Origin of the sequence: Streptococcus mitis, from assembly GCF_009496205.1 — a bacterium.
GTDB classification, from domain to species: domain Bacteria; phylum Bacillota; class Bacilli; order Lactobacillales; family Streptococcaceae; genus Streptococcus; species Streptococcus mitis_BN.
Genome location: NZ_WIJO01000005.1, coordinates 1 through 25166, shown reverse-complemented (window position 1 = coordinate 25166; position 25166 = coordinate 1). Strand labels below are relative to the sequence as shown.

Here is a 25166-nt window from a genome sequence, read left to right as displayed (position 1 = left end):
ACTTAACGATTTTTGAAAAATGGAGGAGTGTCTAATTCATCCTCATCGTGTAAAGATGGCGCTTCGAAACGTTCAACTGGTGATACCACTGAATCAGTTGGTCGAACAATTGTCTCACGACGCAAGTCCCAATCACCAAATGCTGAAGTTTGAGAAGTTTCTGTGCGACGAGGTGCTGGACTTGGAATTTCTGCAGTTTCAGCCATATCAAACTGACGATTATGATTGTGTGCATGACTAGGACTTACTTGTTCATGACGAACAGCTTGTCTTGGTGCATGGCCCACAACTTTTTCCACACGATCTTGACGAACACCAGTTGCAACGACTGTAACACGGATTTCATCTTTCATGTTTTCATCGATTGATGTTCCAAGCCAGATGTTCACTCCTTGGCCAGCTGCTTGGTTGACGATCTCTGAAGCTTCTTCTGCCTCAATCAAAGTCAAGTCGAGACCACCAGTAACGTTGACGATGACATCCTCAGCACCGTCAATAGTTGTTTCAAGAAGTGGTGAGTAGATTGCCTTACGAGCTGCTTCTACCACACGTTCTTCACCACTACCGATACCGATACCCATTAGGGCGTTTCCTTTATTTGCCATAACTGTTTTCACATCGGCAAAGTCAAGGTTAATCAAACCAGGATTTGTAATCAAATCAGTAATCCCTTGAACACCTTGGCGAAGTACGTTATCTGCTTCGCTAAGAGCTTCAAGAAGTGGAGTTTTCTTATCAACAATTTCAAGCAAGTTGTTGTTTGAAATAATCAATAGAGTATCTACATGTTCGCGAAGCTGATTGATTCCTTCTACAGCGTACTGACCACGTTTGCTTCCTTCGAAACCGAAAGGACGTGTCACAACACCAACTGTAAGAGCACCTAAATCTTTAGCAATGCGGGCAATAACAGGAGCAGCACCAGTACCTGAGCCACCTCCCATACCTGCAGTAATGAAGACCATGTCTGCTCCAGTAATAGCTTGAGTTAAGGCTTCTTCGCTTTCTTCGGCTGCCTTTTGACCGATTTCAGGTCGACCTCCAGCACCCAAACCACGAGTCAATTTAGGACCTAACTGAATTACAGTCTCAGCTTTTGTACTACTTAAAGCTTGTACATCTGTGTTTGCTGCGATAAATTCTACGCCTGCAACACCTTCGTCAACCATGCGGTTAATGGCGTTTCCGCCACCTCCACCAACACCGATTACTTTAATCACTGCACCTTGAGCAGCCGCTGTATCAAATGAAAATGTCATAGTTTATTTTTCCTCTTTTATTCATCAAACATACTTCCAATTAAACCACGGAAGCGATCTGCGATTTTTGGTTTATTTTGAGAAGATACTTTATCTTCTTTCGGAGCAACTACGTTTGTAGAAGCTGATTGCTCTACCTCAGTATTTTGAACTGGTTGAATAGGGGTCGGTTGTGCTACTTGCGTAACGCGTTGAATCATCCCACCAAAATTAATTGGTTGGTGACGCAAAGTATCCTCACCCTTGACTGCTCTTTGTGCTAATAAATGCACCTCAGTCAATTGACCAGCAAATTCAGACAAGCTAATCACATGAGCGAAGGCAGGATTACGGATTCCAACTTGATTTGGAACGTAAAGTTTGACACCAACGCCAAAGACTTCCTGTGCAAGTTCTACAACACCTGGTAAAATAGCATTTCCACCAATCAGAACAATCCCACCTGGAAGATCCAACAAATGTCTTCTTTCCAACTCTTGTTTGATTTGTTCAAAAATGTGCTTAATGCGGGCTGAAATAATCTCTGCTAGGTAGCTTTCTGTAACTTCTACAGGCTCTACTTCACCAATTACTTCAACTTGGAAGGTTTCATTGCTTGCAAGTGAAGGGTAGGCTTCACCATAGTTTAATTTCAATCCTTCAGCTAATTTCTGTGAAGTCTTCAAGACTTTAGAGATATCTTTTGTGACATAATCTCCACCTTCTTGAAGAATATTTGTAAACTGGAGTTCTTGGTTACGGATTGTAGCAACAGTTGTTTGACCTGCTCCCATATCAATCACAGTAGCTCCAAATTCACGTTCTCCTTCGTTCAAGACTGAACGAACCAAAGCCAATGGTGAAATAATAATATTTTCAACTTGAACACCTGAGCGCTCAACTGTCTTGCGTAAATTGTGAAGAATAGTACGTGGACCTGTGTAAAGCAAACCACGCATTTCAAGACGAACCCCCATCATACCACGTGGGTCACGAATACCTTGGAAACCATCTACGATAAATTCTTCTGGAATAAAAGTAATGACTTCACGATCTGGTGTCATACTCTTTGTCAAGGCTGATTTAACAACATTTTCAACATCTTGATCTGTAATTTCTTTTGTATCAGATGTAACTGGAATCATACCTTGAGTTGGTTCTACCTGCAAAAGATTTCCAGGCAAACCAACATTCACTGATTTGATTGAAATGCCAGCTTTCTCTTCTGCTTGGGAAATAGCTGACTTGATAGCAGTTGCTGCTGCTTCAATGTCAACGATAATCCCATCCTTTACACCTTTACTCTTGGCATTACTTACACCAATTACGTTTAGTTCACCATTTCTATGCTCGGCAACCAATACTTTAATCGAATTAGTTCCGATATCTAAGCCTGTAAAAAAACCATCTCTAGCCATTACATCGCATCCTCTCTCTTCCAAGTTTCAAACTTCTATTCAATATAGCTAAAATAGGGCATAGCTATTCACAGAATATTATAACACAAAAAATCCAATCGTGCTTAGTTTTTCCTAAATTTACTTACCATTTTTTCACATTCGCTCATCAAATTTTTTTATTTTCCAAACAAGTTATAAAAAATCAGATTTATGAAAAAAAGAAAGCTCATTTCTAAGCTTTCTTTGCAATCATTTTTTCTGCTTCTTGTTCTAAAAATAGTTCCAAGATTTTCTTTGTTAACGTAATCGCTGCTGATAAGGCCAGGGAAACGATTAAATAATTAGCTACTAAGCCATGGTCTCCAACCAATGGTGGTTTTGTCAAGAATCCGTAATCTCCACCTGTTACTAAATTGACCACAAAAATCAAGGCATTTAGTGCAAAGGTCATGAGAAAAATTCCCTTCACATCCAGCAATCGCGCGTTATACTGTCTCAATAGATAAACTAGAGAGTTCCCCAAGAGAGCTAAGTGGCCAAAGATAAAGGATAAAATCGCAATATGTGGGAAAGGATAGGCATCTGGAACTGGATAAACAAAGGCTGCTAATGTCCCAAATGTTCCTAGTAATGCAAAATACTGCCTATATTTAGACTGACCAGGAAGCAAAAGCACCACAAACATAGCCATGCGGCAATGGTAAAAAGGTAGGCTTTCTGACAACGGCATATGATTGACCCAGTACCAACCATAAAGGAGGATCAACTGAACTGCCTGCAAGATTTGAAAAAATCGTTGGCAAGCCTTCTTTTCACGATAGCGATAGGCTGTAAAAAATGTTAAGGCTAAGAGCGTAAATAGGCTAACATACCAAAAAAGGTCAAATTTGGGTGGTTCTGTTGCTTGTGTCGTAAAGAAAATATCCCATAAATTCATCTAGTATTCCTCATGATTCAAAATTTTCCTGCATATTATTATACCATGCTATTGGTCAAAAATGGATTTAGAAATACGTAAATGTTTGACAAAATTACTTGTCTTCAGTTTCTAAACATTCTACCAGCTTGGCTAAATTCATAGAATTGGAGCCTTTGAGCAGGATTTGGTCATTAGCTCCAAGGCTTTCTTTGACCTGCTTGACTAGGTCTTCAAATTGGTCTTGGTCTTCTGTTTTCTTGAAGTAGTAAACGTGGCCGATTGGGAACATTTGACTAGCCAATTGGGCTAATTCAGCAATATCTTCTCCATAGAAAATAACAGTATCCAGCACATCTGGAGAAAGGCTCAAAATCATCTGATTATGGAGTTGAACAGACTGGTCACCAAGTTCCTTCATATCCGCCAACACTGCAATTTTCTTGCCACCTTCATTGGCTGGAATGGCAGAGAAAGTCTCCAAAATCAGCTTCATAGCAGTTGGATTGGCATTGTAAACATCTGATAGGATATCTGCTCCATTTGCTGCTTTCTTCCACTCGGTACGGTTACGCGTCAATTCAAGATTTTGGAAGGCCTGACGAATTTGCTCCTCTGAAACTCCTTCTTGTAGGGCAACATAAGACGCAATCATGGCATTAGTGGCATTGTACTTACCAGTCACTGGCAAATCAAGGGCTTGATTTAAGAAATTAGCTTTAAAGGTCAGACTATCCTTACGTTCTACCATGTCAGTAATTTCCAACTCTGCCCCTTGCCCAAAACGAACTACCTTTTTATCAGTTGGTAAGTAGTCCTCTACAATCGGATCTGCTGGTGCCAAGAGCAAGGAATTCGAAGCCATCCCGTCTGCAATTTGCATTTTTCCTTTAGCAATCTCAGAACGGTCTTTGAAAAAGGCCAAATGGGCTTCTCCAACCAAGGTCACGATGGCTGTTTTTGGACGAGCCAATTCTGACAAGAGATGAATATCTCCCAAGTGATCCTGTCCCATCTCCAAGACCAACTTTTCTGTTCCTTCAGGCATATGGAGAACTGTGTAAGGAAGACCAATCTCATTATTGTAGTTGCCTTGTGTTTTGTAGGTTTTGTAGGTTGTTGATAGCAAGTGTGCCAACATATCCTTGGTCGTTGTCTTACCATTTGAACCTGTAACTGCAAAAACATCAACAGTCGTTTTTTCAAGATAGTAGGCAGCTAGTTTTTGAAATGCAGTCAAGACATCATCTACTAGAATATAGGGATGATTTGCAACCTCTTTCTCAGATAAGGTTACTGCTGCACCATTTTCAAAAGCTCTTTCGATAAAGTCATGACCGTCACGCGCACCTTTGAGTGGCACAAATAAATCCCCTGCCGCAATTAAGCGACTGTCAAACTCAGCTTTTTCTAACTGGGTGTCCTCAAAGATGCTGATATCATTTTTAGCTCCTACAACTTGAGCCACTTCATGGATTCTTAATTTCATTTCTACTCCTTTAAAAAGGGTCGAAGCTCGAGAACTCAAGTCACCCTTCAGTGATGGTTCTGGCTCCTACCCTCTCTTTCATTTTATAGCAAATGCGCTTCGCGCTTGTCAAAACTTTCCTTGGCAAGATCAACCAATCGCTCGATTAAGTCTGGATAGCTGATTCCCATATTGTCCCAAAGTAGTGGGTACATAGACCACTGGGTGAAACCTGGCATGGTATTGAGCTCGTTGAGGAAAACCTCTCCCTTATCTGTATAGAAGAAATCGCAACGAGATAGACCGAGCCCACCAATGGCACGGAAGGCAGTTTCTGCATTTTGGCGCATGACAGATACCACATCATCACTGATTTTGGCTGGGATGTCCATAGTAATCTTGTTGTCAATATACTTGGCATCGTAGTCATAAAAGGCAACATCCTTGACTACTTCCCCTGGAAGCGTGCTTTTGACATCGTAGTTGCCCAAGAGACCAACCTCGATTTCACGGGCATTAACCCCTTGCTCAACCAAGACACGGCTGTCATATTGGAAGGCAAGTTTCAAAGCTTGACGGAGTTCCTCTTGGTTTTCAGATTTAGAAATACCGACACTAGAACCCATGTTTGATGGTTTTGTGAAAACTGGATAAGACAATTTTTCTTCAACTTCGGCAATTTTAGCAGTCACATCATCGCCTTCAACGATGGCCACATAAGGAACTTGGGCAATCCCGACAGATTCTAAGACACGCTTGGTCGTGATTTTATCCATGGCAAGACTAGATGACAAGATGTTGCAACCAACGTAAGGCATTTTCAAAACTTCCAAGAATCCTTGAACTGAGCCATCTTCTCCCATCGGACCATGAAGAACCGGAAAGACCACTGCCCCTTCTTCGTAGATGGCACTTGGTGCAACTTGCTTATCCCAATCAATGGTTTCATTGGTCATAAGACGATCCTCTTGACCTGGAGTCTGGCTAAATTCTTGCGTTTTAATAAAGTCACCTGACTGGCTGATGAAGAAAGTCTTGACTGTGAAACGGTCGTAGTTGACCGCACGCATGACACTTTCAGCTGAAAGAACAGAGACTTCACGCTCTGCACTACGTCCACCGTATAAAAGAATAATCGTTTGTTTCATATTATTTGTTCCAATTCTAATAGAATACTCGTTCTTTAGTATATCATATTTGCTTCTTTTTTGAAACTTGAACCTGATACTGGTCTTCAATAAATCTAAAAAGAGACCGATAAAACAACTGTCGGTCTCCGTGATTTTTGTATAAATGAATTGAGTGTTGATTTGTCTAGACTTACAACTCTGTTCGATTTTCAATGGCTCGTAAGAGCGTCACTTCATCCGCATACTCAATGTCCGCTCCGACAGCGAGACCTCGTGCTAGACGCGTAACCTTGATACCAGCTGGCTTGAGCAAACGTGAAAGATACATGGATGTCGCTTCACCATCTGCTGTAGCATTTGTTGCTACGATTACCTCTGAAACTTCACTATCCATAAGACGAGTCATGAGGCTCTTGAGATTGATATCATCTGGACTGATACCATTCATGGGAGAAATGAGTCCATGCAAGACATGATAGAGTCCATGGTATTCTTGGATATTCTCCATGGCTGCCACATCGCGACTATCTTCGAGAACTAAAATCGTTGTCTGGTCACGAGTCGGATCGGTACAGATAGAGCAAGGATCGTCATCGGTCAGGCGACCGCAGATGGAACAGTAGGTCAACTCTCTCTTAGCAGAAAGGAGATTTTTAGCAAATTCATTGACATCGTCATCAGACATTCCAATAGTATAGAAGGCCAGACGGGTAGCCGTCTTAATCCCGATACCCGGTAATTTCGAATAACTGTCAATTAGCTTAGCAATAGGTGTTGGATAAAGCATATGTTCCTTTCTAATTCATTGGATGATGTTGGTTATAGAGGTTGATAATATCGCGCGCAATGGAAGGTCCGACACCATTTGTAAGGTTGGTGTTATGAGGGAAGACAACAGCTACAGCGATTTGAGGATTATCTGATGGTGCATAGGCCACAGCATTAGTATTGTTAGCTTTTTGACCTCCCACAACATAACTTTCGGCAGTACCTGTTTTTCCACTAATGGATACCGCTGCGCCATTTGAAAAGGCACGACCGGTTGTCAAAGCACTACCACCATGTGACACTTGATAAAATCCTTGTTGGAGGATGGAAACATCAGACTCAGAAATATTAATTTTATTCATTTCCTTGGTTTCAACAGATTGGATTAAGTTCCCTAAGCCACCTTGTTCGTTGTTTCCATAAATCCCCTCGACAATGTGAGGTGCAATCCGAACACCGTTGTTGGCAATAGTTCCAACGTACTGGGCCAATTGCATTGGGGTGTAGTTATCAAACTGACCAAATGCATTGGTAATGTAATTAGCAAAATTATATTCTTTTGGTATAAAACCAGTTGACTCATCTGGAAGGTCAATGCCTGTTGAGGCTCCAAGACCATATTCAGCAAATGTCGAACGAAGTTTCCCCATAGCGGATTCTAAATTGTTAGTTAGAACAAACATATTGGGTTGATAGGTCTGACCCATAATGCCCAAAGCCGTTTGAACCATATAGGTATTAGAAGAATACTCCAAGGCTTCCACCGCTGTAATCGGAAATGAACCGTAGGCTTGAGTATACCAAGAATTAATCGGAGCTGAACCTTGGAAGACAATCGGTTGGTCTGTCAAGGTCTGGTTCCCTGACAAGACTCCATTTTCCCAACCTGAGCTGATGGTCGCCGCCTTGACAACAGAACCCGGGACAAAGACATCGGTTACTGTTCCCAAGGAATCAGGTGTTAAATCTCCCGTTTTCAAGTCATGTTTGAGTCCTGACATAGACAAAACCGCACCTGTTTTTGGGTTGAGGGCAACTGCATACACACCTTCTGAATACTTGGCTCCTCCATTTCCCAGTTCGGAATTGAAGTAACTCTTAAGCAGATTGTCCACGCTATCTTGAAAGGCCAAATCAATAGTCAGTTTAATATTATTCCCTTTGGTACCATCTTCGATATTTTCGACACTTTCCATATTGCCATACTTGTCTAGATGGATTTCTTTCACCGAGCGTTTCCCTTGCAAGGTTTCTTCATATTGTTTTTCTAGATAAGAGGTTCCAACACGGTCATTTAGAGAATAACCCTTTTTGATATAAGCATCTGCTTCTTCAGCTGGAAGACCGGCTTTTTCACTGGATACACTTCCTACTATAGACGAAAGTGAAGTCTCTAGGACCTTTCGATCCCACGAGGTTGAAATACTGATACCAGGTAAATTCTTAGAGGCCGAAGCTATCAAGGCAATCTGAGTATCTGTCAAGGAATCTGTCGCAATGGTCCCTGTCGCAAAATTTTCAACTGCATTAAGTTGGCTAAAGAGGTAAATTTCTTTCTTTTCGTCATCAGAGTAGGTCAATTGACTTGGATCGATACTTTCAACAGTATTATTGTAAAGCTCTGATTCAGATAATTGATTTCCATCAGAATCAAGGCGTTTCTCACGTGGTAAGCTTTCCACTGCTTTCTTATAGACATCTTGATCTGCTAGATAATAGTCTGCTAACTGTCGATCAGTCAATGTTGGAGAAGAAACTCCCACATAAGCCAGCAACTTCTTGGCTGTTTCTTTCAAATCTGCAGCCGTCATTTTGTTGTTTCGATTAAAGGAAACAACTTGTTTCACAGTATTTTCAACCAAAGGCTTGCCGCTAGCATCATAAATTTCGCCCCGAGCCGAACTAGTGGTCACCTTTGTTTTACTAGCAGATGCTAATTTTGTCTCATAAAAATCCTTGTTCAAAACCTGCATATAAAGTAGGCGACCAATAATGGCCATAAAGAGCAAAATAACAATTGAAAACAATAAATTAAGCCGAATCGGAATCGAATGGCTATCAAATTTTCTCATACAAGTCAGTCTCATTTCTATTTATAAATCTTACTCTTCATTGTACCATAATTTAAGAAGAAATTTTGGAAAAGAAGGGTGCTTTTTTAATTTAGTTTCTGATGGTTTTTTTATTTAAATATAACTATTTTATATGATATAATATTTACAAAAGCTACAAAAAATAATTATCGATTAATAGCTAGACTCAAATAAAGGAGTATCATGAACCCGCAAGATATCGCAAGCATTATTGATCTTCATTTTGAAGAGTTAACAGATCTAGAGCAAGAAATCGCTCGCTATTTTTTACAATCTGAAACCATTGCAGATGATTTATCTTCTCAGCAGGTCACTCAAAAATTACATATCTCTCAAGCCGCACTGACCCGCTTTGCTAAAAAGTGTGGTTTTACAGGTTATCGAGAATTTATTTTCCAATACCAACACCAAGCAGATAATCAAGCTAGCCAACATCCCGACCACAGCCCCCTTACAAAACGAGTTCTTAGAAGCTACAATCACATGCGGGAACAAACACAGGACTTGATTGACGAAAAACAACTTGAACGAATCGCCCAGTTAATCGAAGGTGCTGATCGTGTCTACTTCTTCGGAACTGGCAGTTCTGGCCTCGTCGCTCGTGAAATGAAATTACGCTTCATGCGTCTGGGTGTGGTATGCGAGGCCTTGACTGATCAAGACGGCTTTGCTTGGACAACCAGCATTATGGATGAAAATTGTCTCGTACTCGGTTTCTCACTTTCTGGCTCAACTCCTTCTATTTTAGACAGTCTATTAGACGCTAAGGAGATGGGCGCAAAGACTGTACTCTTTACAAGCGTTCCAAATAAAGATAGTCAGACCTATACAGAGACTGTTCTTGTAGCCACCCACAGCCAACCCTCCTACATCCAACGAATATCCGCTCAACTTCCTATGCTCTTCTTTATCGATTTGATTTATGCCTATTTTTTGGAAATCAATCGTGAAAGCAAGGAGAAAATCTTTAATAGCTATTGGGAAAATAAAAAACTCAACGGTTATCGTAGACAGAAACGTATAAGAAAATCCTAGTTTGGTTCAACCAAACTAGGATTGTTTTGTCTTGAAATGGTAATAAGCTCCCAACATACCTGCTGTATTTTGGTGATGGGCAAATTCTAATCGTGTTTTTTCAGCTAGGCTTGGCACCAAGGCATCTTTCAAGGCTTTACGGATCTTGGGTTTGAGGATAGCCTCTTGTCCCATGATACCGCCACCGAGAATGACTACTTCTGGATTGGCCACATAGCAAATATTTGCCAGACCTTTTCCTAGATAGTCTACCATGCGGTCAATACCAGCCATACAAATCTTGTTGCCTTCAGTGGCTTCCTTAAAGATGCGTCGGCCATTCCACTGATCAACATCTTCTCCATGTGCTTCAGCTACATATTTCACTAAAGCTGTTGTAGAAGCCAAATCTTGGAACGCTCCATCCTGCATATGCATATAACCGACTTCACAGGCTGAGTTGCTAAATCCATGGAAGACTTTCCCATCCATAATCAAGCAACCACCGATACCGGTTCCAATAGTCAGGCAAAGGGTAACACTCGCTCCCTTACCTGAACCAGATACTACCTCAGCCAAACCTGCACAGTTGACGTCATTTTCAATCTCGCAAGGGATTTCAAAGGTACTCTCAATTTCTTTTTTAAACTGGGTTCCTGCGTAGTTAGGAATTTGAGGGCCAGCATAGAAAATTTCCCCCTTATCTGGATCCACCATCCCAGCAGAAGAGATAGCAACTCCTGCTACTGGGCCTTGTTCTAAATAGCTGGCTACGATATCTTTGGTCTTTTGTAAGATATGAGGTCCACCTTTATGCGCCTCTGTTGGCATTTCATGCGATTCAACAAGTTGGCCTTCTTGGTCGATCAAACCATATTTGATGTTGGTTCCACCGATATCAATTGCAACGTAGTGTGTCATAAATACCTCCTTATGGATTAGAGGAAGCGCTCCTTGGTTTCACGAATCAAGGCTGCAGCTGCTTCTACAACTGGACGATCTTCTTCAGTCACTGGTGTCAATGGTGAACGAACAGAACCAATATTCAAGCCTTCATTAATCTTCAAGACTTCTTTAATCACACCGTACATATTTCCATGTGCAGAAGTGAGTTTAGCAATGATAGCGTTGATAGCATACTGCAATTCACGCGCTGTTTCTAAGTCTTTATCCGCAATCAATTGATTGAGTTTCAAGAAGAGTTCTGGCATAGCACCATAAGTACCACCGATACCAGCCTTAGCACCCATGAGACGGCCACCTAGGAACTGTTCATCTGGACCATTAAAGACGATGTGGTCTTCCCCACCAAGACTGACAAAGGTTTGGATATCTTGAACTGGCATAGAAGAGTTCTTCACACCGATAACACGAGGATTTTTCAACATTTCTGTGTAAAGGCTTGGAGTCAAAGCAACCCCTGCCAATTGAGGAATGTTGTAAATCACGTAGTCTGTGTTTGGAGCTGCAGAACTGATATCGTTCCAGTATTTAGCAACTGAGTATTCTGGCAAGCGGAAATAAATTGGTGGAATCGTTGCAATGGCATCTACACCCAAGCTTTCAGCATGACGAGCAAGTTCCATACTATCTTTAGTATTATTGCAAGCAACGTGGGCAATAATAGTCAATTTACCTTTGGCTACCGCCATGACTTCTTCCAAAATTAACTTGCGATCTTCAACGCTTTGGTAGATACATTCACCAGAAGAACCATTGACATAAAGACCTTGAACACCTTTATCAATGAAGTATTGTACCAAGGCACGCGTACGCTCTGGACTTACTTCTCCTTGATCATCATAACATGCGTAGAAGGCTGGAATGACACCTTCGTATTTTTTTAAATCTGACATAGATTTTCTCCTAAGATTTCTTTTTTTCTGCTAAAAGCAGGGATTTATTCTTTACGTTTTTAGTATACACCTTATGAAAAACGCTTTCAATATCTTGTGTACACTTAGATTTTAGTTTCGATATGAATTTTGAAATGTTTATGGCTTGAAAGTAGTTTCATAGACAAGCCATCCTATTGGTATTTTGCGAAAATTTTCTCCATCAATCCAGTCTGGATAAAGACCAAGAGTCCAAATCCAAAAAGCAGGAAGGCTGAGCCACCTAAAAGTAAACTGAAGGCGGACAGATAAAGAACCATCACAATAAGAAAGAGAATAGCTAACATGAGGAAGAACCAAGGAAAGTTAAAACTTGCCAAGATAAGTCCTTTTTGCAGCACTTCTTTCCAAGTTAAATCATAGCGCGCAGCTATGGGATAGCTAGCCAACATCACGATAGTGAGGAAGATAAGAACGCCTAGACAAATAGCTTTCACCATTTGGAAAGGCATAGCTGTCTGACCCCAAAAGAGATAAAGATCTAGAATGCTTAATGAAACAATGCCCAACTCAAGCAGACCTAACTGAAGACCTAGCTTCAGATTTTGCTTGAAAGCTCTTAAATAGATTCTAAAGACAGGCACACGTCTGCTCTTCTTAATCTCAAACATAGTCTCGTAGAGGCTAATTTTAGCCACTCCAATCGTCACGATGGGCAAACAAGAGACGACAAAAAGAAGATTGGCTGTCACGATATCCAAGACCTTCTCACTAAAACGCATGAGAAAGTTATCTGTATCAAATGCTGCCTTGATAAGGCTTACTCCTTTTTGTGCCATATTTGCTCCTCCTTATTTTTTAGTCAATCAAAATTTTAAAGAGATATTTGCGAACCTTCTCTTCCATACCTGCATAGCCATTTGGCTGATGCGGTTCTCCTGGGAAGAAAATCGCAAATTTGTGATAGCCCAACAATAGTGGGTAGCGTTCATGACAATGGACAAAGCCAATGTCGCTCGCTTCGTCGAATGCTACCGCCTCGTCTTTGATACGTGAACCGTAGCTCGAATATTCATGCCCTTCTACCAGCAAATGCAAATCTGCATAGTGTTTATGATGCTCAAATTGGTCATTTTCAGCCTGATTGAGGACATTTTCCTGAACAACTAGAAAGACCTTGTCCCCGTCAATCTCATACTTACCGAGTTCGAAAGAATCCTTACGGTGCTGGTAGAGATAGTCGATAGCCTTATCTAGATTAGGATGAATCCCTTTGTAAAAGGTGATGTTTTTCAAATCGTCAAAAATCATACTGTTTCCTTTGTTTCTGATAGTTAACTAAAATCGTAAATTAAGTTTATAAGTGTCTGACAAAATATCTAAGGTAAGCAAATACCCAACATTTTGTAGACACTTATAACCTCTATATTTCCATAGCATGTCAAGACCACTTCCGCAATCTTGATATACTTGTTTACTTTTCTTATCCTTTAACAGCTCCCATAGTAATACCCTGAGTGAAGGATTTTTGGAAGACAAGGAAGACTGTTACGATTGGCACAGCTGCAAGGGCAGCTCCTGCCATGATCAAACCATAGTTGGTTGCCATTTCAGCCTGCATAGTTGCAACCCCGAGTGAGATGGTCAAGTTTTGACGTGAAGTCAACATAACCAACTGCATGAAGTAGTCGTTCCAGGTATTGATGAAGGTAAAGATTGCAAGGGCTGCAAATCCTGGTTTCACAATTGGGAAGGCTACGCTCCAGAAAGTACGAATCTCACCACAACCGTCGATTTTAGCTGACTCAAGCAACTCTGTAGGGATATTCTCACTGAACTGTTTCATGAGGAAGACCCCGAATGGCCATCCAATCAAAGGCAAGATAACTGCCCAAAGAGTATCATGGATTCCCATGAAGTTGACGATACGTACCAATGGTACAAGGACAACCTGTTTTGGAAGAGCCATGGCTGCAATAAAGATTGCAAAAAGAATGCGTTGACCATAAAAACGTTTTTTCGCTAGTACATAACCTGCTAGAGAAGAGGTTGCACAGACCAAAAACATAGTTACAAGTGAGATAAATACTGAGTTCCACATCCACTGCAAGGCAGGGTTTTGCACCATAAGTTGTTGGAAGTTTTCCATGGTTGGCATTTTAGGGAACCATTGTGGTGGAATAACGATTGTATCAGGTTGTGACTTGAAGGCACCTGTCAAAATCCAGTAGAACGGAAAGATGAACAGCACGGTCAACAAGAGCAAGATAATAGTTGAAATAACAGTGAAAGCTGTTAATGGTTTCTTTTGTGTAGATTGCATAGCTGTCTCCTTTCTTTAGTATTCTACGTCGTTTCCAAGTACTTTAAATTGAACAAAGCTTACGATAGCGATCATAACTGCCAAGAAGACACCGATGGTGTTGGCATAGCCGTATTCTGTCAATTGGAAGGCTTTTTCGTAAAGGTAGTACATAAGTGTACTTGTTGAGTAGTTTGGACCACCAGATGTCAACAACTGAATCAAGGCGAAACACTGGAATGAGTTGATTGTTGTAATGATTGCGATGTAAAGAGTTGTTGGAAGGAGGCTAGGCCATTTAATCTTCCAGAAAACTTGCAATTCAGTCGCACCGTCAACCCGAGCTGCTTCCACCAATGAATTGTCGATATTTCCCATCGCTGCGATATAAAGGATAATCGGCTGACCAACAGATGTAGTCAAAAGGATAATCATAATCGCCATCAAAGCCCAGTTTTTATCTCCCAACCAAGAAATGTTTTGGCTGATGATGTGACTTGACTTAAGGACAAAGTTTAAAATCCCTGATAGTGGGTCATAAATCCATTTCCAAACAACTGTTACGGCAACACTACCTGTTACAACAGGAAGGAAGAAGACAAAACGGTAGAAGGATCTGGCAATGGCATTTTGATGATATGTCTGAGATGCTACAAAGAGTGAGAATAGAACAACAACTGGTACAGATCCAATAACCAGAATCACGGTATTGATCAAAGACTTCATAAAGACAGGGTCTTTAAACATGCGAACATAGTTGTCCAAGCCTACAAACTCAAATTTAGTCATTGAGTAGTTAAAGAAACTTGTAATGAATCCCATAATCATAGGAGCCAATACAAAGATGACAAAGAAGAATAATACTGGTGCTAGGAAAGCGTAGGAAATCACTGTTTCCCGCATACGAATTTTATTGACTTTCACAGTCGGCACCTCTCTTTCAAATAGAATAATTTTTTGACTTTCTTGAACTGTTTTAAAATCAAAATGAAATTTTTTAAGATTCGCTTATGTAAGAACTTCATTTTAATTTCGTGACAGTTCCTTACATTTCAAACAAAATCCTCCCTTTTCTTACATAGACTATGCACAGGGAAAAGGGAGGAGTCAATCTGATTTAGTGCTTATTGTTTTGTAGCTTTTTTAATTGTTTCGTTAGCTTTTTCAGTGAAGGCTTTCAAAGCATCCGCTGGTTTTTCGTCACCATTTGATACAGATTGCAACATTGGGAACCAAAGTGTTCTCATTTCTGCAAAACCATCAATTGTATTGTAGTATGGAGAATAGTACTTAGTCCAAGCACCGATTGTTTCCATACGTTTGTCTTCATAAAGTTTGCCAAATGAAGTACGAACTGGGAAAGCACCTGTACGAACTACGTCTTTAGGACCCCATTCTTTGTCATCTGCGATGAATTGAACGAATTTCTTAGCAGCTGCGACTTTCTTATCGTCTTTGTTATTAAATACTGCAAATCCGTTTACAAGGTATTCAAGAGATGGTTTACCAGAGTCTGATGGGAATGGTACTTCTACCACATCTACCTTACTTGCTTCCAAGAGTTTCGCTTGGATACCGTTTTGAGCTGGTGCCCAAAGGATTGTGTATGAAGTTTGACCGTTGGCAAAGTTTTGGATGTCTGCTCCACCGTCAAATTGTGAACCGTTGTTCAACAAACCGTCTTTAATCCAGCTAGCAGCTTTTTCAAGACCTTTGACGAATTTAGGATCATCAGTTGTATATTTTGTAACATCTTTATCTGTTACAGAACCGCCGTAAAGGTTTGAGATGAAGGCACGTGTTCCTTGGTCTCCCCCTTGACCAGAACTGAACAATGAACCTGGTGTGTAGCCTTTGTCTTTAAGCGCTTTCAAAACTTTTTCAAAATCATCAGTTGTCCAACCTTCTTTTACAAGGTTTGCAACTCCAGCCTCTTCCAACATTTTCTTGTTCATAGCCATATAGAATGGTGCAGAACTTATTGGATACATGTAAGCTTTGTCTCCAGCTTTACTTGCTTGTACAATGTTTTCATTGTTAACATCTTTAACAAATTCGTCTGTGAAGAGATCGTTCAACTCAGCCAATTTACCGTTTTTACCGTATTGGATGATACGTCCTGGTGCGTCAAACAGTACGTCTGGAGCTGTTCCTGCTTCGATAGCTGTTGTGATTTTTTCAGGACCAGACTTGAAGTCGATGGTTTCCAATTTCACTTTTACATCTGGATTTGCTTTTTCAAACGCTTCAATGATTGATTTTTCATATGTTCCAACACCGTCACCGGTTTTTTCTTGAGTGAAGACTGGGAATGCCCACCAAGTAATTTCTGTTTTTCCGCTATCGCTACCAGATTTTGCAGCATCTTTACTACCACCAGAATTACCACATGCAGCAAGACCAAGAATCGCAGCACCCGCAAGTACTGTACAAGCTAGTTTTCTAAATTTCATTTGTATTCTCCTAATTGATAAGCGTATCCATATTGGATAATGAGTAAGATTGCATTTGTATACGTTTTCATTTCATCCGACGCATCCACCACTCTCCTCTGTTTTAAAATTGTGTTATTTAAGACCAGCAACGAAGCGTTCTGTAATCTCTTTTGGTCTAGTAATAGCGCCACCTACAACGATGCCTCGCACTCCATATCCAAGGATTTGTTTGGCTTGTTCTGGTGTATGAATTTTCCCTTCTGCAATGACATCTACACCGGCATCACAGAGTTTTTTAATTAATTCAAAATCGGGACCATCCACTTTTGGACTGTAAGATGTGTATCCTGATAAGGTTGTTCCGACAAAGTCAATTCCTGCTTCAACAGCTGCCAATCCTTCTTCGAAAGTACTTGTATCAGCCATCAAGAGCTGGTTAGGATATTTCTCCTTAACCTGACGAATGAACTCTTGGATCTCCAAACCATCATAGCGTTCACGCTTGGTACAATCTAGAGCAATCACCTCGATGTCAAGCTCTGCCAATTCATCAACTTCTTTCATAGTAGCAGTAATGAAGGGCTCTTGTGGTGGATAATCTCGTTTAATTATCCCAATGATTGGAAGGTTGGTAACCTCCTTGATTTCCTTGATATCGCGAACACTGTTTGCTCGGATACCGACTGCTCCACCTTGCTCAGCCGCTTTGACCAGCAAGGGAATGACTCCTCCCGCTTCTGTATAAAGCGGTTCGTGAGGAAGGGCCTGACAAGAAACGATGATTCCATCTTTGATTTGTGCAATCAAGGCTTCTTTAGTAATCTGTGGCATCCTCTTTCCTCCTTTTCTTTGTTCTTATGAGTTTATTATATATTATTTGTGAAGCGCTTTCAATACTTTGTAGTAGAATAGATTTCAGTTTCAAAAGTACTTTATAGAACAGCAGTTTCTGAAAGTAGTTTCAGCACTGTCTTATTTTCAATTCGCTTAGTATCTAAAATGATAAAAAGAGATAGCCAGCTTTCAAATGGGCCATCTCTTTTATCATTAACGATGAGCAAAATTCATTTTATTCAAGATCTAATCTAGTCCTCTTTTCGTTTCTTCCCAAATGTCAAAACAGATAAGAGACCTGCCACTAATCCTAGAGAAATAAGGATTGTATTTTCTTTACTTCCAGTATTTGGTAGCTCGTTTTGTTTAGCCGCTGGTGCGTGATAAGTAGCATCTTGTCCAAGAGATAACTTCTTAGCTGGATGTTCGTTTGTAGCTGCTAAGACTGGTTTGGTTTCTCCCTTGTACTCTGGCACTTCATGGATTGCTGCCTCAGCGCCATTGACACCTCCTTTATATTCAGGAAGGTCATTTGAAGCTGCCAAGACAAAATTAGCACCTCCGGTATATTCAGGAACCTCATTTGAAGCTGCTAGAACTGCATTTACGCCTCCTGTGAATTCTGGCTTTTCTACTGTTGGCGCTTCTTCTCCTGCTGTAGCTAATTGGCCTGTGTATTCAGGAACTTCTTCAGTTACTGCTCCTTCTTCACCATTAACTCCACCTATAAATTCTGGAACTTCATTTGTCGCAGCTTCGCTTCCATTTACACCATGAGTAATTTTAGAACCAACTACTGAAACAGGCAAATTATGCATACTTTCGATAGCTCCTTCTGCTAAGCCTGTAACTTTTTGACCAATATCCTCAGGATCTACTGTAAACAATAGAGTCTTTGTGTCATACTGCGTCATAAACGTAGCCGTCTTACCATTTGCAAGCTGTAATGTTGATGCTTGATTGACCAATACTTCTGAATCAAATTCCATGGCAATAATGCCTTGCCCCATATGAACTACATGTGTAACTTTTGCTTCGGTTGGAGAAACCATATCCTTGCTTAAGAAATCCCAATTAAATTTCTTATAAGACAAGGTATATTCGTTTTGGTTCTTATCTGCATGCTCATAAAGCAATCCATATTCGCCATTCCCGAGATCTTGAATAGAATTGTAGGCAAACTTACCACTTTGAATAGGATTATGCTTAAGCCAAGTCAGCTCTCCATTTTCTTCGACACGGGCTAAGTGTACCAAACCGTTGAAACGTCCTGGCCCACCTGCATTACTAAGAACAATATACTCTTTTCCATCATGCATCGTATGAATAGCAGCCAATTGAACGTAAACATCCTTGACATCCGCGTAACGTTTTATATCATTTTCCCAAGTTACTCCACCATCTTTACTAGTAGCAACTTGAAGGTCCCCTGTCAAGCCACGCATGAAGAGCTTGAGATCTCCATTATTTAATTGTACAACAGAGGACTCAGTATTTTGAGCATAATAATTACTCATGGTACTTGAGTCAATCACAGTGCCATCAGTCAGCGTACGATGGTCATTCACACCACCTCCCATATGCCAAGTCTTACCATGGTCATCTGAGTAGATAATCCGAGATGATTGAGAACCGTTTAAGTGGTTGGTCTGATTAGTTGTATAAGTAGGTACAATGATTCGACCTTTATGAGGTCCGGTATGAAGAGTAATTCCTGTTCCAGGCCCAACCCCTAAGAATTTCATCCAATCAGCTTTTACCATTGGGGTAATATCTTGAGGGGCTGACCAAGTCTTACCATCATCATCACTGTAAGACATCCAGAGATAAGAATCCTTAGCAACTCTAAATGGAGACGTTTTATTGCTTGTGAAATAAATATTTCCTAATAGTTGATTCCCTTGATACAAATCACCCTTATCGCTATAAGCTGGTTTAACTGGGTTTACAACAACACGATAATCGGTTGCTTTCCCATCTGGAGTATAAACTGTGCCATTTTCGCGTATTGTATAGGAACCTTCTTCGCCTTCTTTGTAGAGAATTTGGTAAGTTTTGCCATCGATTTGTTTATAGGCTTCTTCTCTTTGAGCAGCCATTCCAAAGATTCCTTTCCCTTCTGGGAACATATCATAGATAGAAAAAATTCGTTTTGTTTCAGGATCTTGAACCAAAACCATATCGATGTTCACTGGTGAACCGATTGATGGATCAGAGGCTTTTGGATTGTCTCGTAAATTTGTAATCGTTACTCGGTCACTCCATGTCTTCCCCTTATCCTCACTTCGTCTAACGACCATGCCGATATCACCCCAGTCACTTGAATGAAGACGGCGTTCATCTGCACCAGCAATCAGAGTGCCTTTATCTGTCTTAAGAAGAGCAGGAATACGATAACTCTTGATACCATCTTTATTTGGTTGGTTATGCATACCACTTTCAAAGACATCTTGTTTTTCAGTAATTTTAGCTCCCTCAGGTAGCTTTTGCTCCAAATCAGATCTTTCAAATAATTGGCTACGCTTTTGAACTTCATCAGGAGTCAGTACTCGGTCATAGACACTTAAATTACGAACCTGTAGATTTGCTCCCCAAACTGAATTTCCTGCCCGATTTGTTGCACCAAGTTGAGCATGTGTAATATCTGGCATATCCTTGATAAATTTACCAGACTTCACGCTAGTACGCGATAAAACACCGTTTACATAAAGTCTAACTTTTCCTTCTGGATTGTCTGCATTTGGTCTTTCTACAGTAAAGGTAACCGAATTCCACTGCCCAGGCTTAATTTTCAATGGAGCATCCGTATATTTATCATAAAATTGTGCTCCATTAGCATCACGCCCCTCTATTAAGGCTGTATTATTGAGAACAGCCATTGTGAAGTACTCATCTTTTTTCTTATCACTAGACACTGAAAATAGATTATAAAATGCTGGAGCTTTTGCATCTGGCTTAAATTCCATATGAATAGTCGCATTTTGAAGCTTCTTCAATGTATCTAATTCACTGGCTAAGTCTACACGCTGACCATTCTTCGAATTTGTTTCAACATCTTCTTTTTCCACTACTGGAGTTGCGTTTGCGATATCTCTAGCATAATAATCTCGAGGAATCACGCCCTCTTCTTTATCTTGGTCCTTGTTACTGGCTTCTGTAGTTGTAGAATCTCCTCCCGGTTTACCAGTAGGAGCTGGTGTATTTTCAGCTGCAGGTGTATTTGTTGGAGTGGTCGTCTCTGCTTCAGTAGTCTCATTTTTCTTCAGCTTATCCTGATCAACTTCCACACCATTGTCTTTCGCTGTTGCCAATTTTCCAGCTAATTCACTATCTAAATTTGCAAGACTGCCTGAAGAAGCTTCTTTTGGTAATTCTGATAAACCTTGATTATTATTTTCAGCTGCAATTACAGTTGAGTTTCCTTGTTCATTTGCCAATACAGGATTTACTCCAAACACTACTGCACCAATAGTTACAGAGGCTACACCCACTGCAAATTTGCGAATGCCATATCTTTGTTTTCTATCAAAATTCTTTTGATTCATCTTTCTACCTTTCAATTTCACAAAAAATAAAGCGCTTTCTTTTTGCTTTAAAATTTTTACTCCCCATCATAGGAAAACACAAGAAAGCAATTAATGGACGAGAGTTGCTCTCCTTCTCTCTTTCAACATTTAGCTAGCTGCAATCCAAACAGTAGCTCTCTCACTCCTTTCCTAGACACTTTTTCTTTATTATACAATAAAGTCATAGGTTTATCTCGAGCTTGCCATAGAATAGATTTTACTTTCAGTAATATTTTAATATTTTAATATTTTTAAAAGTACTTTCAAAATTTATAACAAAAAGAGAGCTACTGGTCTCTCTCATCCATCATTTTACATACTTAAAAGGAATCTCACTACCACATAGCCAGTTGTAGACTTGGTCATTGACAAAGACATTCATGGCTTCGTGAGCATACTCGGGCATGATGCGATAGGCCTTATCGCAGGTCAGACGGTTGTAAATCGCAAACTGGGTTATAGGATAACAAACATCGTCGTCCAAGCCCGTAATCATCTTAACCTCACCCTTGATACGATGTGCAAGATTTTTCACATCGATATAGGCAAGGGTCGCAATAATTTCCTCCTCGGTTTCATGGAAGGGGTCGTGAAACTTGAAATAACGGAAAAGTTCGTCGTAAGCCTCACTGGTATTCCCAATCTCAAACACTCGTCTAAAGTCTGACAAGAAAGGATAGATGGCAACAGTTTTCTCAATTCGAGGATTGAGCGCTGCTGCAACCAAAGCTAAAGCCCCTCCTTGCGAGGCACCATAGCTAGAAAGATGCTTCTCATCAACCTGAGGTAGGCTGGCCATAATCTCAACCAACTGGTAAATATCCAGATAAATATCCTTATAAAAGAGGTGATCCCGACCTTCCACAGCACCACGAATGATATGTCCCTTGACCGTATTTCCTAGAGGAGAACGCAAACCGTCTTGCGAGTAACCCGACTGACCCCGCACATCCATGGAAACAACACCGTAACCAGCCACAGTATAGGCTAGCATGTCAGCCCAGTCCCAGCCACGTCCCATATAACCATGGAAATGGAAGATTATCGGAACCTTCTCCTCACTCTTTGGAAGAACGACGCGTGCATAGACCTTGCCTTCATTGGTTCCTTCAAAAGTGAGCTCATAGCACTTGACTTGAGGAATGTGGAAATTTCTTTCCTCCAACTGGTAGGCTGGAAGAGTGGAAACTTTTTTCACTTCCTCATCCCAGAAAATATCAAAGTCATCTGGCACCTCATCCCTGCCTTTATAGGTCTTAATTTCTTCTAGCAAAGCTGGATTTTTCATAGCATGCTCCTTTTATTTTGTAATCGCTATCACAACTGTAGCATATCTAGAAAAGTAATGCAAGAAAGAAGGGTAATACTCTTCGAAAATCAAATTCAAACCACGTCAACGTCGCCTTGCCGTACTCAAGTACAGCCTGCGGCTAGTTTCCTAGTTTGCTCTTTGATTTTCATTGAGTATAAATAGATAGAGATTTTTGATTCTCCTCCCTCAAACCTATCGTCTGAAAGTCTAATAAATTGAATCTAGAATAGTACCAATTAACTTCTAAAGTATTTTTAGAAATTAATGTGAATGCCCTAGTTGATTTGTCTACAGCATATCTCAATATGCTATAGTTTCAATGGCGATTGGACAGAGAATCATTTATCAGAAAGCGAGGTAACATCATGAAAGCAATCGGTACGCAAATGTTACAGACAGAACGTTTGATTTTGAGAAGATTTGTGGAGAGTGATGCAGAAGCTATGTTTCAAAATTGGGCTTCGTCTGCTTAGAATTTGACCGATTTCATTCGGAATCCCCATACAAATCTTGAGGTGACTCGAAACTCGATTTGTAATTGGGTTGACTCCTATACAAATCCCAACTATTACAAATGGGCCATTTGTCTCAAAGAAAACCCAGAGCAAGTGATAGGAGATATCAGCATCGTTGAACTGCACGAGGAAGATTTAAGTTGTGAAATTGGCTATGTTTTAGGAAAAAACTATTTGGGTCGTGGTCTTATGACAGAGGCCTTAAAAGCGGTATTAGACTTCTGTTTTACTCAAGCAGATTTTCAAAAAGTCAGAGCACGATATGCTAGTCTCAACCCAGCTTCAGGTCGTGTTATGGAAAAGGCTGGGATGTCCTATCTAAAGACTGGTGCAAATGGGGTGGAGAGAAAAGGTCATGTTGCGGATCTCATTTATTATCAGATAAGCGGGGAATACAGATAAGCTTAACATTTATTGCTTATCCTCTGTTCTTATTTCTTATTTACTATTTCATTTATCCTCTCTTTTCCGAATAAATAGATAGAGCCAGAGAATCTAGTAAACCTAGATTTAATACTCTTCGAAAATCAAATTCAAACCACGTCAACGTCGCCTTGCCGTACTCAAGTACAGCCTGTGGCTAGTTTCCTAGTTTGCTCTTTGATTTTCATTGAGTATAAAACTGTGGTATAATAAAAGGAGGAAAAGAATGATTCTCAGACATCCGGGCATCAGCCCGACCAATGACTTGGTTGCTAAGAAGATTTTTAGCAATCCGGAAATCACTTGTCAATTTATTCGCGATATGCTGGATTTACCAGCCAAAAATGTAACCATTTTGGAGGGGAGTAATATTCATGTCTTACCTTCCCTTCCGTACTCGGCGCAGGATTTCTATACCAGTATAGATGTCTTGGCGGAGTTGGATAATGGAACTCAAGTAATCATTGAGATTCAAGTGCATCATCAGAATTTTTTCATCAATCGCCTGTGGGCTTACTTATGCAGTCAGGTCAATCAAAATCTTGAAAAAATTCGCCAACGTGAAGGTGATACACACCAGAGCTACAAACACATCGCACCAGTATATGCTATCGCAATTGTGGATAGCAATTATTTCCAAGATGATTTAGCTTTTCATAGCTTTAGCATGCGAGAGGACACGACAGGTGAGGTATTAACTATCACAAATAATGGACAAGAAAACCATCTGGTTAAGATGGCGTTCTTGGAACTTAAAAAATACAGAGAAACCAGCAAAGATAGCATTCGCAAACCATGGCTAGAGTTTTTTGGGAATAAACCCTTTACCCAGCAACCCGAGCGAGCTATTAGCCAGGCAGACCAACTGCTAGACTATAAGAGCTGGTCCGAGGAGGACAGGAAAATGTTTAGTCAACTACGTATGAGAGAAGAACAAGCCTTGTTGGCACAGGACTATGCCTTGGAAACTGCTAGAGCAGAGGGAGTTGAACAAGGTCTAGAGCGTGGGAAAATCTTTACCTTTCTAGATTTAGTACGCCAACATGTTTTAACTTCCGAATTTGCGAGTGAGCAATTGGGCATGACCGTCGCTGAGTTTGAGGCCTTGTTGTAAGACCAGCACTAATGGTCAGAAAAACCATCTAGTCAAGATGGCATTTTTGGAATTAAAAAATACAGAGAAACCATCAAAGACGAGGTTCGCAAGCCGTGGTTGGAGTTTTTCGGGAACAAACCCTTTACCCAGCAACCCGAGCGAGCCATCAGCCAGGCAGACCAACTGCTAGACTACAATAGCTGGTCCGAGGAGGACAGGAAAATGTTTAGTCAACTACGTATGCGTGAAGAACAAGCATTGTTAGCACAGGACTATGCCTTGGAAACTGCTCGAGCAGAGGGAGTTGAACAAGGTCTAGAGCGTGGGAAAATCTTTACCTTTCTAGATTTAGTACGCCAACATGTTTTAACTTCCGAATTTGCGAGTGAGCAATTGGGCATGACCGTTGCTGAGTTTGAGGCCTTGTTGTAAGACCAGCACTAATGGTCAGAAAAACCATCTGGTTAAGATGGCGTTCTTGGAACTTAAAAAATACAGAGAAACCAGCAAAGATAGCATTCGCAAGCCATGGTTGGAGTTTTTTGGGAACAAACCCTTTACCCAAGCACCCGAGCGAGCCATCAGTCAGGCAGACCAACTGCTAGACTACAAGAGCTGGTCTGAGGAGGATAGGAAAATGTTTAGTCAACTACGTATGCGAGAAGAACAAGCATTGTTAGCACAGGACTATGCTTTGGAAACTGCTAGAGCAGAGGGAGTTGAACAAGGTCTAGAGCGTGGGAAAATCTTTACCTTTCTAGATTTAGTACGCCAACATGTTTTAACTTCCGAATTTGCGAGTGAGCAATTGGGCATGACCG

The 25166-nt window shown here is 40.7% G+C and carries 20 protein-coding genes and 2 pseudogenes; 5 read left to right on the top strand and 17 right to left on the bottom strand.

Annotation, left to right across the window (positions count from 1 at the left end):
• Nucleotides 1–2: 2 nt before the first annotated feature.
• The 7 genes from ftsZ to pbp2b form a co-directional block, all read right to left on the bottom strand.
• Nucleotides 3–1259, bottom strand: a complete 1257-nt coding sequence (ftsZ, locus tag GEZ85_RS01555) for a cell division protein FtsZ (RefSeq protein ID WP_024057151.1) — start codon at nucleotides 1257–1259, stop codon at nucleotides 3–5.
• Between the two features lie 17 nt (nucleotides 1260–1276).
• A complete protein-coding gene (ftsA, locus tag GEZ85_RS01550) occupies nucleotides 1277–2656 on the bottom strand; it encodes a cell division protein FtsA (protein ID WP_004257776.1) in 1380 nt (459 codons plus the stop codon).
• A gap of 214 nt (nucleotides 2657–2870) precedes the next feature.
• Entirely contained in the window at nucleotides 2871–3575 is a 705-nt protein-coding gene (locus tag GEZ85_RS01545) for a YwaF family protein (RefSeq protein ID WP_024057150.1), read from the bottom strand.
• A 94-nt stretch (nucleotides 3576–3669) separates the two neighbouring features.
• Nucleotides 3670–5043: a UDP-N-acetylmuramoyl-tripeptide--D-alanyl-D-alanine ligase gene (locus GEZ85_RS01540; protein WP_153209349.1), complete on the bottom strand. Its 1374-nt coding sequence runs from the start codon at nucleotides 5041–5043 to the stop codon at nucleotides 3670–3672.
• Between the two features lie 83 nt (nucleotides 5044–5126).
• Nucleotides 5127–6170 carry a D-alanine--D-alanine ligase gene (locus GEZ85_RS01535; RefSeq protein WP_153209351.1) on the bottom strand — a complete coding sequence of 348 codons (1044 nt, stop codon included), beginning with the start codon at nucleotides 6168–6170 and terminating at the stop codon, nucleotides 5127–5129.
• A 172-nt stretch (nucleotides 6171–6342) separates the two neighbouring features.
• Nucleotides 6343–6939, bottom strand: coding sequence for a recombination mediator RecR (recR, locus tag GEZ85_RS01530; protein ID WP_000966754.1), 597 nt, complete (start codon nucleotides 6937–6939; stop codon nucleotides 6343–6345).
• A gap of 10 nt (nucleotides 6940–6949) precedes the next feature.
• Nucleotides 6950–9007: a penicillin-binding protein PBP2B gene (gene pbp2b / locus GEZ85_RS01525; RefSeq protein ID WP_153209353.1), complete on the bottom strand. Its 2058-nt coding sequence runs from the start codon at nucleotides 9005–9007 to the stop codon at nucleotides 6950–6952.
• A 189-nt stretch (nucleotides 9008–9196) separates the two neighbouring features.
• On the opposite strand from pbp2b, the gene GEZ85_RS01520 reads away from it, so the two are divergent.
• A complete protein-coding gene (locus GEZ85_RS01520; protein ID WP_153209355.1) occupies nucleotides 9197–10048 on the top strand; it encodes a MurR/RpiR family transcriptional regulator in 852 nt (283 codons plus the stop codon).
• Between the two features lie 15 nt (nucleotides 10049–10063).
• Here the strand turns inward: GEZ85_RS01520 and GEZ85_RS01515 are convergent, their stop codons facing one another.
• The 10 genes from GEZ85_RS01515 to GEZ85_RS01470 form a co-directional block, all read right to left on the bottom strand.
• Nucleotides 10064–10948: an ROK family protein gene (locus tag GEZ85_RS01515; protein ID WP_153209357.1), complete on the bottom strand. Its 885-nt coding sequence runs from the start codon at nucleotides 10946–10948 to the stop codon at nucleotides 10064–10066.
• A gap of 17 nt (nucleotides 10949–10965) precedes the next feature.
• Nucleotides 10966–11883, bottom strand: coding sequence for a dihydrodipicolinate synthase family protein (locus GEZ85_RS01510; RefSeq protein WP_084926192.1), 918 nt, complete (start codon nucleotides 11881–11883; stop codon nucleotides 10966–10968).
• Nucleotides 11884–12056: 173 nt separating this feature from the next.
• Nucleotides 12057–12701: a YesL family protein gene (locus GEZ85_RS01505; protein WP_045611141.1), complete on the bottom strand. Its 645-nt coding sequence runs from the start codon at nucleotides 12699–12701 to the stop codon at nucleotides 12057–12059.
• A gap of 19 nt (nucleotides 12702–12720) precedes the next feature.
• Nucleotides 12721–13173 carry a NanQ anomerase/TabA/YiaL family protein gene (locus tag GEZ85_RS01500; protein ID WP_153209359.1) on the bottom strand — a complete coding sequence of 151 codons (453 nt, stop codon included), beginning with the start codon at nucleotides 13171–13173 and terminating at the stop codon, nucleotides 12721–12723.
• A 172-nt stretch (nucleotides 13174–13345) separates the two neighbouring features.
• Nucleotides 13346–14185, bottom strand: coding sequence for a carbohydrate ABC transporter permease (locus tag GEZ85_RS01495; RefSeq protein ID WP_001192120.1), 840 nt, complete (start codon nucleotides 14183–14185; stop codon nucleotides 13346–13348).
• 15 nt (nucleotides 14186–14200) lie between these two features.
• A complete protein-coding gene (locus GEZ85_RS01490; RefSeq protein WP_153198773.1) occupies nucleotides 14201–15067 on the bottom strand; it encodes a carbohydrate ABC transporter permease in 867 nt (288 codons plus the stop codon).
• A 221-nt stretch (nucleotides 15068–15288) separates the two neighbouring features.
• Nucleotides 15289–16617: an ABC transporter substrate-binding protein gene (locus GEZ85_RS01485; protein ID WP_153209361.1), complete on the bottom strand. Its 1329-nt coding sequence runs from the start codon at nucleotides 16615–16617 to the stop codon at nucleotides 15289–15291.
• A 114-nt stretch (nucleotides 16618–16731) separates the two neighbouring features.
• Entirely contained in the window at nucleotides 16732–17430 is a 699-nt protein-coding gene (locus GEZ85_RS01480) for an N-acetylmannosamine-6-phosphate 2-epimerase (protein ID WP_001135679.1), read from the bottom strand.
• A 254-nt stretch (nucleotides 17431–17684) separates the two neighbouring features.
• Nucleotides 17685–20978: an SIALI-17 repeat-containing surface protein gene (locus tag GEZ85_RS01475; RefSeq protein WP_153209363.1), complete on the bottom strand. Its 3294-nt coding sequence runs from the start codon at nucleotides 20976–20978 to the stop codon at nucleotides 17685–17687.
• A 328-nt stretch (nucleotides 20979–21306) separates the two neighbouring features.
• On the bottom strand, nucleotides 21307–22287 hold the full coding sequence (locus tag GEZ85_RS01470; protein ID WP_153209364.1) for an acetylxylan esterase: 981 nt from the start codon (nucleotides 22285–22287) through the stop codon (nucleotides 21307–21309).
• 500 nt (nucleotides 22288–22787) lie between these two features.
• Between GEZ85_RS01470 and GEZ85_RS01465 the strand changes: the two genes are divergently transcribed.
• The 4 genes and pseudogenes from GEZ85_RS01465 to GEZ85_RS01450 all read left to right on the top strand — a co-directional run.
• A complete protein-coding gene (locus tag GEZ85_RS01465; protein ID WP_228112192.1) occupies nucleotides 22788–23228 on the top strand; it encodes a GNAT family N-acetyltransferase in 441 nt (146 codons plus the stop codon).
• 247 nt (nucleotides 23229–23475) lie between these two features.
• On the top strand, nucleotides 23476–24363 hold the full coding sequence (locus GEZ85_RS01460; RefSeq protein WP_153209366.1) for an Rpn family recombination-promoting nuclease/putative transposase: 888 nt from the start codon (nucleotides 23476–23478) through the stop codon (nucleotides 24361–24363).
• 4 nt (nucleotides 24364–24367) lie between these two features.
• Nucleotides 24368–24777, top strand: a pseudogene (locus GEZ85_RS10280) (Rpn family recombination-promoting nuclease/putative transposase); the annotation flags it as partial.
• 4 nt (nucleotides 24778–24781) lie between these two features.
• Nucleotides 24782–25166, top strand: a pseudogene (locus GEZ85_RS01450) (Rpn family recombination-promoting nuclease/putative transposase); the annotation flags it as partial.

Bases quoted from the DNA above. Each gene is read 5' to 3' on its own strand.
- ftsZ (WP_024057151.1), bottom strand. From the start codon at position 1,259: ATGACATTTTCATTTGATACAGCGGCTGCTCAAGGTGCAGTGATTAAA.
- ftsA (WP_004257776.1), bottom strand. From the start codon at position 2,656: ATGGCTAGAGATGGTTTTTTTACAGGCTTAGATATCGGAACTAATTCG.
- GEZ85_RS01545 (WP_024057150.1), bottom strand. From the start codon at position 3,575: ATGAATTTATGGGATATTTTCTTTACGACACAAGCAACAGAACCACCC.
- GEZ85_RS01540 (WP_153209349.1), bottom strand. From the start codon at position 5,043: ATGAAATTAAGAATCCATGAAGTGGCTCAAGTTGTAGGAGCTAAAAAT.
- GEZ85_RS01535 (WP_153209351.1), bottom strand. From the start codon at position 6,170: ATGAAACAAACGATTATTCTTTTATACGGTGGACGTAGTGCAGAGCGT.
- recR (WP_000966754.1), bottom strand. From the start codon at position 6,939: ATGCTTTATCCAACACCTATTGCTAAGCTAATTGACAGTTATTCGAAA.
- pbp2b (WP_153209353.1), bottom strand. From the start codon at position 9,007: ATGAGACTGACTTGTATGAGAAAATTTGATAGCCATTCGATTCCGATT.
- GEZ85_RS01520 (WP_153209355.1), top strand. From the start codon at position 9,197: ATGAACCCGCAAGATATCGCAAGCATTATTGATCTTCATTTTGAAGAG.
- GEZ85_RS01515 (WP_153209357.1), bottom strand. From the start codon at position 10,948: ATGACACACTACGTTGCAATTGATATCGGTGGAACCAACATCAAATAT.
- GEZ85_RS01510 (WP_084926192.1), bottom strand. From the start codon at position 11,883: ATGTCAGATTTAAAAAAATACGAAGGTGTCATTCCAGCCTTCTACGCA.
- GEZ85_RS01505 (WP_045611141.1), bottom strand. From the start codon at position 12,701: ATGGCACAAAAAGGAGTAAGCCTTATCAAGGCAGCATTTGATACAGAT.
- GEZ85_RS01500 (WP_153209359.1), bottom strand. From the start codon at position 13,173: ATGATTTTTGACGATTTGAAAAACATCACCTTTTACAAAGGGATTCAT.
- GEZ85_RS01495 (WP_001192120.1), bottom strand. From the start codon at position 14,185: ATGCAATCTACACAAAAGAAACCATTAACAGCTTTCACTGTTATTTCA.
- GEZ85_RS01490 (WP_153198773.1), bottom strand. From the start codon at position 15,067: ATGCGGGAAACAGTGATTTCCTACGCTTTCCTAGCACCAGTATTATTC.
- GEZ85_RS01485 (WP_153209361.1), bottom strand. From the start codon at position 16,617: ATGAAATTTAGAAAACTAGCTTGTACAGTACTTGCGGGTGCTGCGATT.
- GEZ85_RS01480 (WP_001135679.1), bottom strand. From the start codon at position 17,430: ATGCCACAGATTACTAAAGAAGCCTTGATTGCACAAATCAAAGATGGA.
- GEZ85_RS01475 (WP_153209363.1), bottom strand. From the start codon at position 20,978: ATGAATCAAAAGAATTTTGATAGAAAACAAAGATATGGCATTCGCAAA.
- GEZ85_RS01470 (WP_153209364.1), bottom strand. From the start codon at position 22,287: ATGAAAAATCCAGCTTTGCTAGAAGAAATTAAGACCTATAAAGGCAGG.
- GEZ85_RS01460 (WP_153209366.1), top strand. From the start codon at position 23,476: ATGATTCTCAGACATCCGGGCATCAGCCCGACCAATGACTTGGTTGCT.